This is a genomic window from Nocardiopsis camelliae, assembly GCF_028993595.1.
In the GTDB taxonomy this organism is placed as follows: domain Bacteria; phylum Actinomycetota; class Actinomycetes; order Streptosporangiales; family Streptosporangiaceae; genus Nocardiopsis; species Nocardiopsis dassonvillei.
Window position 1 is genome coordinate 61,885 of the sequence record NZ_CP118614.1, and the last position, 13,121, is coordinate 75,005.

The following is a 13,121-nucleotide window of genomic DNA, read 5'->3' on the forward strand; positions in this document are numbered from 1 at the left end:
AGCCCCGTTGCACCCGGCGCCAGCCCGGGCTCTACGGGTGTCTGGTTGCCTTTGCCAGCAGGTTCTACGTCAACCCCCACGGGTGAACGGCCACCGCACATGCCACCCCAACCCCCTACGGCGCACCGCCGCTGAGCGCTCTACGGGCGCCTGGTTGCCGTCACCGGCGGGCTCTACGTCAACCCCCCGAGACCTTCCCGCCAGCCCGGGCTCTACGGGTGCCTGGTTGCTGACGCAGCGACGCTCTACAACTTGCGGACCCCCTACGACGCGCGGTCACGCGCGGGGCTTCATGGCCGCTCTTGGTCTGAACCGTGTACCCCCGCTCACGGAGGGCTGAGGGAGACTCCCGGTGGGCGTTCCCACCGGCGACCTCCCGAACCCCTTCGTGACGCCCACCAGGCACCTGTAATGATCGGCGTGCAGGGATCTCCTTCGGCAAGTTCGCCGGGCGAACTTGCTCTCAGTCGGTCCCCGCCCCCAGCACTGAACCTCGGAGCCAGTGCCCACCACGACCACCCACCCCCCAGGGGCTGACGGGGAACCCGCAACCTCTACGGGTGCCTGGCCAGTCACCAGCGCCGGGTGGTGTGGGGGTTCCCCGCCGCGCCGGGCCCGACAGGAAATCGTGCGTCGTCATGGCAGCAAACTAGGCACGCCGCCGCGAGCGGGGGATGGGGACGCCGGACACACCCCCGGGCGCGTGACCGTGGTCTCCGGAGCCTGTCAGGCCCCGCCCCCGCCGCGCGCGAGGCGCCCGAAGTGGCTCACCGCCGCGCCCAGGGCGAAGTGCGCGGCCTGGTGCTCGGTCATCGGGACCACCCCGGCCGGGACGGTCACCCGGAAGGGGAACTCCTCGTCCGGCCGGATGCGGAAGTCGTCAATCACTCCCTGGGACAGGAGCATGGTCAGGGCCTCGCGGACCTGCCCGCTGCGGTTGTCTGACGCCCAGATCGACATGTCCCCAACCCTAGCCCGACGGCGGCCCTCCCTCGGGTGGAACGGCTAGCACTCCCCCGGGCCGACAACGTAGACGGGCGGGCCGCGACCGCGACCCGCCCGTGCTCCGGAGGACGGACACGACCCCCGTGGTGTCCGTCCCCGCCGCCCGTCGCTGCCGTCCGTCGTCCCCCGACGGCGGACGCGGCGGACGGAGTCCGTGGCGCTTCAGCCGCCCTCGGGCAGCTGGGCCTGTCCCGCGAGGACGTTCGCGGTCAGGCGGCGCAGCGCCAGCCTGGTGGCCTCGAACTCCTCCTCGGGGAGGTCGATGACCCTCCCGATCGCCTCCGGGATCCCCTCGGCGCGCTCCCTGAGCCGCCCGCCCTCCTCCGTGAGGACGACGAGGACGGAGCGCTCGTCCCGCGGATCGCGTCCCCGGACCAGCAGTCCCCGGGCCTCCAGCCGCTTGAGCAGCGGTGTGAGGGTCCCGTAGTCCAGTTGGAGCACGGAACCGAAGTCCTTCACCCAGCACTCGCCGCGCTCCCAGAGCAGCATCATCACCAGGTACTGGGGATAGGTCAGCCCCAACGGCTCCAGCAGCGGCCGGTACAGGTTGGTGACCGCACGCGAGGCCGCGTAGAGGGCGAAGCACATCTGCTCGTCCACTGCGGGAAGAGGGAAGCCGCCCGCGGGGGCGGGGGATCGGTCGGCCATCGCCACCATCGTAGTTACCCCGCGCCCGATTTCCAAAGCCCGCAATTACCTTGCGCACAAAGAAAAGTGGTACGGGGTTCCCCATGTGCGCCGAACGGGGTCGTCGCAGGTCGGAACGGGCGCCTTCACCGCGTCCCGGAGTCCCCGCCGTCACCCGCCGTCGCACGGGCACGAGAACCCACCGGCCTATCCGCGCTCCTCCTGACGGGGCAGCAGGCGCTTGACCACCTTGCCCGTGGCGTTGCGCGGCAACTCGTCCACGACCACCACGTCACGCGGCACCGAGAACCGCCCGAGCACCCGCCGCACGTGCATCCGCACCTGGTTCGGGTCCACTCCCCCGCCCTCGTACGGCACCACGTACGCCGCGAACCGCTGCCCGAACTCCTCGTCGGGCACACCCGTCACCACGACCTCACGCACCTCGGGAAGCGTCACGATCGCCTCCTCCACCGGCCGGGGGAACACGTTCTCCCCACCCGAGACGATCATGTCGTCGTCCCGCCCCGCCACGTGCAACAGCCCGCTCGCGTCCACGTGGCCCCGGTCGCCGGTCTCCATCAACCCGTCCGCGACCCTCCTGCTCCGACCGTCCGTGTAGCCGTCGAAGAGCATGTCGTTGCCGACATGGATCGACCCCTCCGTCCCCGGAGGCACCTCCGCCCCACCGGAGTCCAGGACCGCGATCCGTGTTCCCAGGGGCGGACGGCCCGCCGTCGTCGGCGACAGCCGCATCTCCCCGGGCGTCGCGATCGTCGCCCACGACACCTCGGTCGACCCGTACAGGTTGTAGAGCACGTCACCGAACGCGTCCATGAAGCCCGTGATCAGCTGCGGGCTCATCGCCGAGCCGCTGCACGCCACGATCCGCAGCGACGACGTGTCGTACCGCTCGCGCGTGGACCGGGGCAGGTCCATGATCCGCCGCAGCATCACCGGCACCGCGAACAGCGCCGTGCACCGCTCCTCCTGGACCGTGTGCAGCGCGTCCTCCGGCTCGAACAGCCGCCTCATCACCAGACAGGCGCGCATCGACATGCCCAGCTGCACACCCGCCAGCCCCCATGTGTGGAAGATCGGCGCCGACACCAGGATGCGGTCCGAGGAGCGCAGCGGGATGCGCGACAGCACCGACGCCGCGTCCTGCGGACCCCTCGGAGTGGGCCTCCGCGCCCCCTTGGGCGTGCCCGTCGTCCCCGAGGTCAGCACGACCAGCCGACCGGGGCGCTCCGGCGGCTCCGGGTCGGCCTCCGAGACCTCCCGCGCCAGCCACGGCAGCCCCGAGCCCCCGTCGGAGGGCTCCCCCCAGGCCGTCAGCCGCACGACACCGGGACCGAGCTCGGCGCACATCCCCTCGAACTCGGCGTCGGCGACGACCACCGACACCCCGTTGTCCCGCACGGTCCCGGCCAGCTGACCCGACGACAGCCCCGTGTTCAGCAGCACGGTGTCGGCTCCCAGGCGCCCGCAGGCCACCATCGTCTGCACGAAACCGCTGTGGTTGCGGCACAGCACGCCCACGCGCGCACCCGCGCCCACACCCGTGCGGCGCAGGTCCCGGGCCAGCTCGCGGCCGCGCAGGTTCATCTCGCGGAAGGTCGTGGGACCCCGCTCGTCGACGACCGCGAGGGCGTCGGGCACGCGCTCGTTCGCGGCGGCGTAGCCCCCGGCGATCGTGGCGCCCCACACGCGCAGCGCGCGGAGCTGGCGGGCGACCCTGTCGGGGCGTCCCGGGCTGAGCACACCGGCGCGGACGAGCACCCGCACCGTTTCCAGGACGTGTCGCGTGCGGGAGGGGGCGGGCGGGCCTTCGGCGTTGGGCGCCATGGTGTCTCCGAGGGGCCGACGGGGACGGGCGAAGCGTTCCGCGCCTCACCGGGGAGCCTTCGCCGCGTGACTCCCCGGAAGTACTGCGACCGTAGGCGAGGAACCCCCGCCGTTTCTCCGTCCCCGGATGAGTCCCCGCCGACGCGCGGTTGTCACCCCCGTACGAAGGACGGGCGCGCGGGAACCCCTCGGGCACCGCGGCGGGGCCGCCGCGCGCACCGCGCGGCGGCCCCGGGCAGCTGCCACGGTCGGTGGGAGCTAGCCGGTCACTGTGATGGGCGAGGGCGGGTCGTCGGCGTTGGTCACCTCGTAGACCGCCTCGAAGGGGGCCTCCGTCGCGCTCGTCGGGCAGCCGAACCCGCCCGTCACCTCGACCGGGGCCGCGGTGTCGAAGGCCAGGGTCGAGGAGGGCGAACCGTTGGTCCACGTGCCGCCGATGGCGGCGGGCGCGTCAGGGCTGACCGTCGCGGTGCACGAGGCCAGGCCGCTCGTGGTCACCACGATGCCCCCGGCGGGGATCACCATGGTGCCGACGGTCGGCGACCCGTGCTGCATGGTCATCTCCCACACGGGGTCGGCCACGGTGACCGTCGCGGACACGAAGGGGACGTTGGTCGAGCAGTCCGTGAAGCCCGGCGCGTTGATGGTCGAGGAGACCGCGCCGCCGGGGTTGTGGTTGCCGGGAGCCGCGGGAACCAGGTTGTTCCCGTTGCCCGGAGAGGTGGACGACGCGTCGCAGGTCACCACGACGCCGCCGGCGGTGAAGGTGGCGCTGCCGCTCAGGGCGGCCTCGAAGGCCGCTCCGGCGGGCGTCACCGTGGTCGGACCCTGCTGGGCGGAGGCGCTGCCGCCCCAGGCCAGGGCCAGGACACCCGCCGCGACCGTCGCCAGGAGGGCGCGGGCGGGGGATATCGGTCGCGGAACCGACATGGGTACTCCTTGTGTGTGACGGCCGGACGGCACACGGATGCGCCGCACGGCGGGGTCGGGGGGTTGTACGCGCCGAATCGGTAGACGTGGTTTTCCTGTGGCCTCCGGGAACACACGGGCCCGTGACGCTCTCCGCGTGTGTCCCCGGTGGTACGGGGCCGGTTCAGTCCCCGGCTCGGGGGTTCGAAGGGGCCTCCGCGCCCTCTTCCCGGCGCCTCCGCCCTCTTCCCCTCCGCCGGGGCGGCCGGGCGATCGGCCGCCAGGAGAAGGCCAGCCCGCCACCGGCCAGCGCCAGCAGGGTGCCGACCACCAGACCGCCCAGGTTGGACAGGATGAGCGCGCCCAGACCGAGGAACCCCGCCAGCGAACCGGTGATGACGTGCTGGTTCGGGGTGAACCAGGTGACCAGCCCCAGAACGGCGAGCATGCCGCCGAACATCAGCGAGGAGACCCCGCCGACACCGGTCTGGATCATCAGCTCCACCGGCATCGCGACGAGCGAGGCCATGACGGCGCCGGAGAGGATCATCAGGAGCCCTCCCGCGAAGGGGCGGCGCTTGCGCCATCCGCGCCAGCGCGCACCCGCGCTCCGCGACGGCTTCAGAAGCACTCGTCGTCCCCCATGCTGATGCCCAGGCTCAGGCCGGAGAGGCGGAAGGTCCCGGCGCTGGCGGCCCTGGCCGTCTGCTCCAGGTCCTCGATCACGATGGTGTCGGACTGCATGCCGAACAGGTCGTTGAACCCCCGAGACCCCTCCGGGCCCTGGTCGAGGGTGCCCGCGTCGCGGCCGATCTCGATGTTCTCGAAGGAGGCGTTGCCGTCCATCTGCGACATGTCGATCACCAGGTTCTCCGCGACGACCGGGGTTCCCTGGTCACCGGCGGTCAACCGGAGCGAGATCTGCCCGACGATGGGGAACTCGGTCAGGACCGACTGGCACAGCCCCTGGATCTCGGCCTCCCGGATCCCGGCGACGGCCACCGGCACGGCCTCCTCACGGACCGTCTGGTCGAGCCAGCCGTACTGGACGAAGCCCTCGCCGTTCAGCTCCTCCGCGGAGATCTTGAAGTCCTGACCGGAGACGGTGAAGGAGGCGGCGAGGGCGCCCTGGGCCATGGCGACCAGGATGCCGCCCACGGCCACGCCCGCCGGGATCGAGAAGAGCGCGAAGCGCTTCCAGCTGGTGTGGCTCTCGGGGGCGTCGGGGGATGTGGTGTCCATGCATGTCCTTCCGTGGGTGCATGGCCGCGCTGCGCCTGCCGTCCCCCCGAACCTTCGGCACGCGGCCTGGTCGCGGTCGTCCCCGTCTGTCGGGGCGCCGGACCAGAGTCCGTTCCGGTAACGCTGCACATCATGTATTGCATCCGAGAGGATTTCAAGGGTGTTCTCCGAACTTTCCCGCCTTTTCCGATTTTCACGCCAAACACGGGTATGGCACTGTTGTCGGCTGCTCTGAGCTGCGCGAACGCGCGAATGTGCTTGTCGAGGGCGCGGCACCGCATTTGACGGTGAGCGCTCTTTGTCATTCCGGTGAGCGTTCTTCCGCGCCCGTCTTCTCAACCGGGTGAGTCGTCGGCGGCCGCTCCCGTGTCCGTGCCCGGGTGCGCGCGTGAGTCGATGTGTGAGCGGCGACACGTGGGCTGCGGTTTGCTCGGTGTTCACGAGGGGGGTAGTGTTCTCCGAGTCGCCACGGGACGGCGAGCGGCCTTCGGGCCGACTCGGAACCGGACCGGGTCCGGCGACACCCCTCCTCCTCTCAACCGAACCGGTTCGAGCACTGCTCTTCATCGGCTAGGCTTCGGGAGGCGCTTCCAAGGAAACACGGAAGCGAAACAGGAAACGGGCTTTACCCCGATCAGAAACACCACAAACCGCCGATTTGGCGGGGCGCGGAACACCTGATAAAGTAAAGACACAACAAAGCGGAAACGCACAACGCCTTCGGCGGAAAAGCTCACAGCAGCTTGTACACGAAGAGCGGTTGTTTCTTGAGAACTCAACAGCGCGTGTTTGATTTTCTTTAAGCCATGTTTGTTTTGGCCCCGTCACACAGAACCATTCCGGTTCGTGTGCGGAGGTTCCTTTGATTAGCCGGGGTAACCCGGTTGGTCAGGATTACTTCTAGGTTTACCCGCCCAGGCCTCACGGCCGGGTCGGGTTGAGTGACCTTTATGGAGAGTTTGATCCTGGCTCAGGACGAACGCTGGCGGCGTGCTTAACACATGCAAGTCGAGCGGTAAGGCCCTTCGGGGTACACGAGCGGCGAACGGGTGAGTAACACGTGAGCAACCTGCCCCTGACTCCGGGATAAGCGGTGGAAACGCCGTCTAATACCGGATACGACCCGCCACCTCATGGTGGAGGGTGGAAAGTTTTTCGGTCAGGGATGGGCTCGCGGCCTATCAGCTTGTTGGTGGGGTAACGGCCTACCAAGGCGATTACGGGTAGCCGGCCTGAGAGGGCGACCGGCCACACTGGGACTGAGACACGGCCCAGACTCCTGCGGGAGGCAGCAGTGGGGAATATTGCGCAATGGGCGAAAGCCTGACGCAGCGACGCCGCGTGGGGGATGACGGCCTTCGGGTTGTAAACCTCTTTTACCACCAACGCAGGCTCGAAGTTCTCTTCGGGTTGACGGTAGGTGGGGAATAAGGACCGGCTAACTACGTGCCAGCAGCCGCGGTAATACGTAGGGTCCGAGCGTTGTCCGGAATTATTGGGCGTAAAGAGCTCGTAGGCGGCGTGTCGCGTCTGCTGTGAAAGACCGGGGCTTAACTCCGGTTCTGCAGTGGATACGGGCATGCTAGAGGTAGGTAGGGGAGACTGGAATTCCTGGTGTAGCGGTGAAATGCGCAGATATCAGGAGGAACACCGGTGGCGAAGGCGGGTCTCTGGGCCTTACCTGACGCTGAGGAGCGAAAGCATGGGGAGCGAACAGGATTAGATACCCTGGTAGTCCATGCCGTAAACGTTGGGCGCTAGGTGTGGGGACTTTCCACGGTTTCCGCGCCGTAGCTAACGCATTAAGCGCCCCGCCTGGGGAGTACGGCCGCAAGGCTAAAACTCAAAGGAATTGACGGGGGCCCGCACAAGCGGCGGAGCATGTTGCTTAATTCGACGCAACGCGAAGAACCTTACCAAGGTTTGACATCACCCGTGGACTCGCAGAGATGTGAGGTCATTTAGTTGGCGGGTGACAGGTGGTGCATGGCTGTCGTCAGCTCGTGTCGTGAGATGTTGGGTTAAGTCCCGCAACGAGCGCAACCCTTGTTCCATGTTGCCAGCACGTAATGGTGGGGACTCATGGGAGACTGCCGGGGTCAACTCGGAGGAAGGTGGGGATGACGTCAAGTCATCATGCCCCTTATGTCTTGGGCTGCAAACATGCTACAATGGCCGGTACAATGGGCGTGCGATACCGTAAGGTGGAGCGAATCCCTAAAAGCCGGTCTCAGTTCGGATTGGGGTCTGCAACTCGACCCCATGAAGGTGGAGTCGCTAGTAATCGCGGATCAGCAACGCCGCGGTGAATACGTTCCCGGGCCTTGTACACACCGCCCGTCACGTCATGAAAGTCGGCAACACCCGAAACTTGCGGCCTAACCCCTTGTGGGAGGGAGTGAGTGAAGGTGGGGCTGGCGATTGGGACGAAGTCGTAACAAGGTAGCCGTACCGGAAGGTGCGGCTGGATCACCTCCTTTCTAAGGAGTCTTTACAGGCCGGCATTACTTCTACAGCCGGCCGGACTCGAAAGTGGACCCGGCAGCATGACACATCTTCGGGTGTGGGCTGTTCGGGAGTGGCTGAAGATGAATCGAACTTGACCTCGGGCGACTAGAAGCGTCCGGGGGCGCGCTGTTGGGTGTCTGAGGAAACAACCTCCGGCTGGTGGCCTTTGGGCCTGGTCGGGTGTTGGTTCCCGCGGACCGCCTCTGAGAACTCTCGGTTCCTTGCCGTTGTGGCTGAGGATGTGAGTGGTGTTGGGGTATGCGGTTGGTGTTTTGATTTGTGAATAGTGTGCGCGAGCATCTTATTATCTGTAGTGGCCAAGTGATAGTGGCACACGGTGGATGCCTTGGCACCAGGCGCCGATGAAGGACGTGGGAGGCCGCGATAGGCCACGGGGAGCTGTCAACCGAGCTGTGATCCGTGGGTGTCCGAATGGGGAAACCTAGCCCGAGTTGTGTCGGGTTGCCGCCATCTGAATGTATAGGGTGGTTGGTGGTGACGCGGGGAAGTGAAACATCTCAGTACCCGTAGGAAGAGTAAACAACAGTGATTCTCCTAGTAGTGGTGAGCGAACGGGGAAGAGGCTAAACCGTAGGCGTGTGATAGACGGCAGTCGTTGCGTTTGCGGGGTTGTGGGATGCGTCTGTCTGGGTCTGCCGACCTGGAGCGCTGAGTGGTTCTTGTAGCTGAAGCCGTTGGGAAGCGGTACCGGAGTGGGTGAGAGTCCCGTAGGTGTAGGAAGAACCTAGGTGTTGGATGTATTCCCGAGTAGCGCGGAGCCCGTGAAAGTCCGTGTGAATCTGGCAGGACCACCTGCTAAGCCAAAATACGTCCTGGTGACCGATAGTGCACTAGTACCGTGAGGGAAAGGTGAAAAGTGCCCCGGTGAGGGGTCGTGAAATAGTACCTGAAACCGTGTGCTGTCAAGCCGTCAGAGCTGAACTTCGTGTTTGGTGATGGCGTGCCTTTTGAAGAATGAGCCTGCGAGTCATGGTGTGTGGCGAGGTTAACCCGGGTGGGGTAGCCGTAGGGAAACCGAGTCTGAATAGGGCGATTTGAGTCGCATGCTGTGGACCCGAAGCGGAGTGATCTACCCATGTCCAGGGTGAAGCGGGGGTAAGACCTCGTGGAGGCCCGAACCCACCAGGGTTGAAAACCTGGGGGATGAGGTGTGGGTAGGGGTGAAAGGCCAATCAAACTCCGTGATAGCTGGTTCTCCCCGAAATGCATTTAGGTGCAGCGTCGCGTGTTTCTTGCTGGAGGTAGAGCTACTGTTTGGCTGATGGGCCCGACAAGGTTACTGACGTCAGACAAACTCCGAATGCCGGTTAAGTGAAGCGTGGCAGTGAGACTGCGGGGGATAAGCTTCGTAGTCGAGAGGGAAACAGCCCAGATCATCAGCTAAGGCCCCTAAGCGTGTGCTAAGTGGGAAAGGTTGTGGAGTTGCTGAGACAACCAGGAGGTTGGCTTAGAAGCAGCCATCCTTTAAAGAGTGCGTAATAGCTCACTGGTCAAGTGGTTCTGCGCCGATAATGTAGCGGGGCTAAAGCACACCGCCGAAGCTGTGAAGCTCAAGACTAGTTTCTTGGGTTGGTAGGGGAGCGTCGTGCGTCCGGTGAAGCTGCCGAGTGATCGTGTGGTGGAGGGCGTGCGAGTGAGAATGCAGGCATGAGTAGCGAAAGCAACGTGAGAAACGTTGCCGCCGATTGACTAAGGGTTCCTGGGGCAGGTTAATCCGCCCAGGGTGAGTCTGGACCTAAGGCGAGGCCGACAGGCGTAGTCGATGGATAACGGGTTGATATTCCCGTACCCGTGCACGAGCGTCCAGTACTGAATCAGGTGATGCTAACCACGCTGGTGGTCTTGGGTCCCTTCGGGGAGCTTTGACTTACTGGTCTGGGAACCGAGCTTGTAGTAGGTAAGTGATGGGGTGACGCAGGAGGGTAGCTCTACCCGGCGGTGGTTGTCCGGGGGTAAGCGTGTAGGCTGAGAGGTTGGCAAATCCGCCTCTCATGTGAGCTGAGACGTGATGCCGAGCCGTTTTTGGTGAAGTGAGTGATCCCATGCTGTCGAGAAAAGCCTCTAGCGAGTTCGTGTGTGGCCAGTACCCTAAACCGACGCAGGTGGTCAGGTAGAGAATACCGAGGCGTTCGGGTGAACCATGGTTAAGGAACTCGGCAAATTGTCCCCGTAACTTTGGGAGAAGGGGAGCCCTGTCTGGTGACGGATCTTGCATCCTGAGCTGGGTGGGGTCGCAGATAGCGGGGGGAAGCGACTGTTTATTAAAAACACAGGTCCGTGCGAAGTCGTAAGACGCTGTATACGGACTGACGCCTGCCCGGTGCTGGAACGTTAAGAGGACTGGTTAGTGGGGGTTCGCCCCTGCGAAGCTGGGAATCTAAGCGCCAGTAAACGGCGGTGGTAACTATAACCATCCTAAGGTAGCGAAATTCCTTGTCGGGTAAGTTCCGACCTGCACGAATGGCGTAACGACTTCCCCACTGTCTCAACCATGGGCCCGGTGAAATTGCACTACGAGTAAAGATGCTCGTTTCGCGCAGCAGGACGGAAAGACCCCGGGACCTTCACTATAGCTTGACATTGGTGTTTGGGATGGTTTGTGTAGGATAGGTGGGAGCCGGTGAAGCTGTCACGCTAGTGGCGGTGGAGGCGTTGGTGAAATACCACTCTGACTGTTTCGGGCATCTAACTTTGGACCGTGATCCGGTTCGGGGACAGTGTCTGGTGGGTAGTTTAACTGGGGCGGTTGCCTCCCAAAGAGTAACGGAGGCGCCCAAAGGTTCCCTCAGCCTGGTTGGTAATCAGGTGTTGAGTGTAAGTGCACAAGGGAGCTTGACTGTGAGACGGACGTGTCGAGCAGGAGCGAAAGCTGGGACTAGTGATCCGGCACCGGCGTGTGGAAGCGGTGTCGCTCAACGGCTAAAAGGTACCCCGGGGATAACAGGCTGATCTTCCCCAAGAGTCCATATCGACGGGATGGTTTGGCACCTCGATGTCGGCTCGTCGCATCCTGGGGCTGGAGTTGGTCCCAAGGGTTGGGCTGTTCGCCCATTAAAGCGGCACGCGAGCTGGGTTTAGAACGTCGTGAGACAGTTCGGTCCCTATCCGCTGTGCGCGTTGGAGACTTGAGAAGGGCTGTCCCTAGTACGAGAGGACCGGGACGGACGAACCTCTGGTGTGCCAGTTGTCCTGCCAAGGGCATGGCTGGTTGGCTACGTTCGGGAGGGATAACCGCTGAAAGCATCTAAGCGGGAAGCTTGCTTCGAGATGAGGTCTCCTGCCTCCTTGAGGGGGTAAGGCTCCCTATAGACGATGGGGTTGATAGGCCGGGTGTGGAAGCCTTGTGAGGGGTGGAGCTGACCGGTACTAATAGGCCGAGGGCTTGTCCGCTGCAGATAATTGGATGTTCGCGCACACTTTTCACGGAGTTTACTGCTCACTGTGATTCCCTGCCCTGTGGGGGTGGGTGGAGTTGGGTGGGTGGTGTGTGGTTTCCGTGGTGGTTATTGCTGGAGGGTCACACCCGGTCTCTTTCCGAACCCGGTCGTTAAGTCTCTTTGCGCTGATGGTACTGCCCTGTGGTGGGGTGGGAGAGTAGGTCGCTGCCACGGTTTTTCTTGAAGGAGGGGTGGGGTTGCCTGTTAGGGGTGGCCCTGCCTCTCTTTTTTTGTGTGGGGGTGGGGTGCCTGTTAGGGCGGGTCCGCCCCTTTTTTTTTGTGTGGGGGTTTGTGCGTTTGTGAACGTTGGGGTGGGTGTGCGGGGGTGTGGGTGCCTGGGTGGGCCCCCTTGTTTCCAGTCAACCGGATGCGGGTCGGGCGAGGCCAGGGCCTGTTGCGTGCTGTGGACAACCCGCACCAGGCCCTCAATGGAAGCGCGCGGGCTGACGCCGTACCCGGGAGGCGGGACATGGCAGGCCTCCGCCTACTGCGTCGCCCAGGTGAGGAAAGGACTCTCACCGCTGCACGGACGACCGCTGGGCGGCTCGTCCTCCTCGCCCGGCTCGACGACAGGCACGCAGGGGAGCGCAACACGGAGGCGCGAGTCACGGAGGCCCCTTCGCGGCGCACGCTGAGCACCGCGGTCACAGCGGCCTCGTCGTGCGCCTGGGGGGAAGGGGTGGGGGACCCGCGTCGGGGGACTGCCTCTGGTTAGTCCTCGTCGGCTTCCGGAATGTCGATGAGCTGCCGCAGCAGCGCAAAGAAGTCTTCTTCGCTCATCGCCGACCAGTCCACGTACTCGTTCATGGTCTGCGATTTTCCCCAACCCGGGACTGATAAGCCTGTGTTCGCCGTATTGGTTCGGGAAGTCTGGGTTAACGAGCCGTTAGCGCAGGTGGTCGGCTTGGTCCTCGGAAGCCTGGAGGGCCTGCCGGATCCACTGGAGGGCCTACCGGATCACACCCACGCCCCCGGCCGAAAGAAACCGAAACCTGTCCCCGACCTCTCCCCCGGCGATGCGCCCAGACGTACGGGACACCAGGACGCGGCGCGGGAACGGTCGGCTGTTCGGCACGCCGTTCGAGCCCCCGTGGTCAGACGTTCCGGACTCCCGCCGGTCAGGTGTTCGCTTCCGCCGCTGCCCTCCGTCGCCGGTGGCGCCTCCGAGTACCCCTCGACAGCGCCTCAGACGCGCTGCTGGAGAGCTCCCCGGCACTCGGGGCACCGGCACCGCTTGTTGTACCCGGTGACGGTCCCGTGCGGCAGGGAGGGGTCACGCTGCTCGGTGAGCGTGAAGTCGAGCTGGTCGCCGAAGGCCGTGAGGATACGGCCGGTCGAGAAGACCTGGGCCGGGCTGACGTCGAGTTCGGCCGCGGCCTCGTCGATGTGCTTCCCCATCCGGAGTTTCGCGATGAGACGGGAGCGGGTGCTCGGCGGCATCTCCGCCTCCGCGTTCGCGATCAGCTGCTCGGCGTCGTCAATGGGGTAGCTCATGGGTTTCCTCTATGTGTACGGTTACGCCCG

7 protein-coding genes and 3 rRNA genes are annotated in these 13,121 nt (G+C 65.0%); 3 read left to right on the top strand and 7 right to left on the bottom strand.

Features of this window, described 5'->3' with window-relative positions; genetic code table 11:
- Positions 1 to 726 precede the first annotated feature (726 nt).
- The 6 genes from PV789_RS00230 to PV789_RS00255 form a co-directional block, all read right to left on the bottom strand.
- Positions 727 to 960, bottom strand: a complete 234-nt coding sequence (locus tag PV789_RS00230) for a hypothetical protein (protein ID WP_212642029.1) — start codon at positions 958 to 960, stop codon at positions 727 to 729.
- Between the two features lie 207 nt (positions 961 to 1,167).
- On the bottom strand, positions 1,168 to 1,662 hold the full coding sequence (locus tag PV789_RS00235; RefSeq protein WP_274975626.1) for a MarR family winged helix-turn-helix transcriptional regulator: 495 nt from the start codon (positions 1,660 to 1,662) through the stop codon (positions 1,168 to 1,170).
- 177 nt (positions 1,663 to 1,839) lie between these two features.
- A complete protein-coding gene (locus PV789_RS00240) occupies positions 1,840 to 3,480 on the bottom strand; it encodes an AMP-binding protein (RefSeq protein WP_274975627.1) in 1,641 nt (546 codons plus the stop codon).
- Positions 3,481 to 3,738: 258 nt separating this feature from the next.
- The gene (locus tag PV789_RS00245) at positions 3,739 to 4,410 is read right to left on the bottom strand and encodes a hypothetical protein (protein WP_274975628.1); all 672 of its coding nucleotides are present in this window, start codon (positions 4,408 to 4,410) and stop codon (positions 3,739 to 3,741) included.
- A gap of 163 nt (positions 4,411 to 4,573) precedes the next feature.
- Positions 4,574 to 5,020, bottom strand: a complete 447-nt coding sequence (locus PV789_RS00250; protein ID WP_302475378.1) for a DUF6114 domain-containing protein — start codon at positions 5,018 to 5,020, stop codon at positions 4,574 to 4,576.
- Positions 5,011 to 5,631 (bottom strand): DUF6230 family protein, encoded by a 621-nt coding sequence (locus PV789_RS00255; RefSeq protein WP_274975629.1) that lies wholly within the window; start codon positions 5,629 to 5,631, stop codon positions 5,011 to 5,013. The genes PV789_RS00250 and PV789_RS00255 overlap by 10 nt, the downstream gene beginning before the upstream one ends.
- Positions 5,632 to 6,578: 947 nt before the next feature.
- On the opposite strand from PV789_RS00255, the gene PV789_RS00260 reads away from it, so the two are divergent.
- From PV789_RS00260 to rrf, 3 genes are all read left to right on the top strand, one after another.
- A 16S ribosomal RNA gene (locus PV789_RS00260) occupies positions 6,579 to 8,111 on the top strand.
- Between the two features lie 342 nt (positions 8,112 to 8,453).
- Positions 8,454 to 11,551 (top strand): 23S ribosomal RNA (locus PV789_RS00265).
- A 104-nt stretch (positions 11,552 to 11,655) separates the two neighbouring features.
- Positions 11,656 to 11,771 (top strand): 5S ribosomal RNA (gene rrf / locus PV789_RS00270).
- Together the 16S, 23S and 5S rRNA genes form the textbook arrangement of a ribosomal RNA operon.
- 1,011 nt (positions 11,772 to 12,782) lie before the next feature.
- On the opposite strand, the gene PV789_RS00275 is transcribed toward rrf, so the two are convergent.
- A complete protein-coding gene (locus PV789_RS00275; RefSeq protein ID WP_047869472.1) occupies positions 12,783 to 13,091 on the bottom strand; it encodes a hypothetical protein in 309 nt (102 codons plus the stop codon).
- Positions 13,092 to 13,121: the final 30 nt, after the last annotated feature.

What these genes read in the sequence shown, in the direction of transcription:
- PV789_RS00255 (WP_274975629.1), bottom strand. Translation starts at nt 5,631, where the DNA reads ATGGACACCACATCCCCCGACGCCCCCGAGAGCCACACCAGCTGGAAG.
- PV789_RS00235 (WP_274975626.1), bottom strand. Translation starts at nt 1,662, where the DNA reads ATGGTGGCGATGGCCGACCGATCCCCCGCCCCCGCGGGCGGCTTCCCT.
- PV789_RS00230 (WP_212642029.1), bottom strand. Translation starts at nt 960, where the DNA reads ATGTCGATCTGGGCGTCAGACAACCGCAGCGGGCAGGTCCGCGAGGCC.
- PV789_RS00275 (WP_047869472.1), bottom strand. Translation starts at nt 13,091, where the DNA reads ATGAGCTACCCCATTGACGACGCCGAGCAGCTGATCGCGAACGCGGAG.
- PV789_RS00245 (WP_274975628.1), bottom strand. Translation starts at nt 4,410, where the DNA reads ATGTCGGTTCCGCGACCGATATCCCCCGCCCGCGCCCTCCTGGCGACG.
- PV789_RS00240 (WP_274975627.1), bottom strand. Translation starts at nt 3,480, where the DNA reads ATGGCGCCCAACGCCGAAGGCCCGCCCGCCCCCTCCCGCACGCGACAC.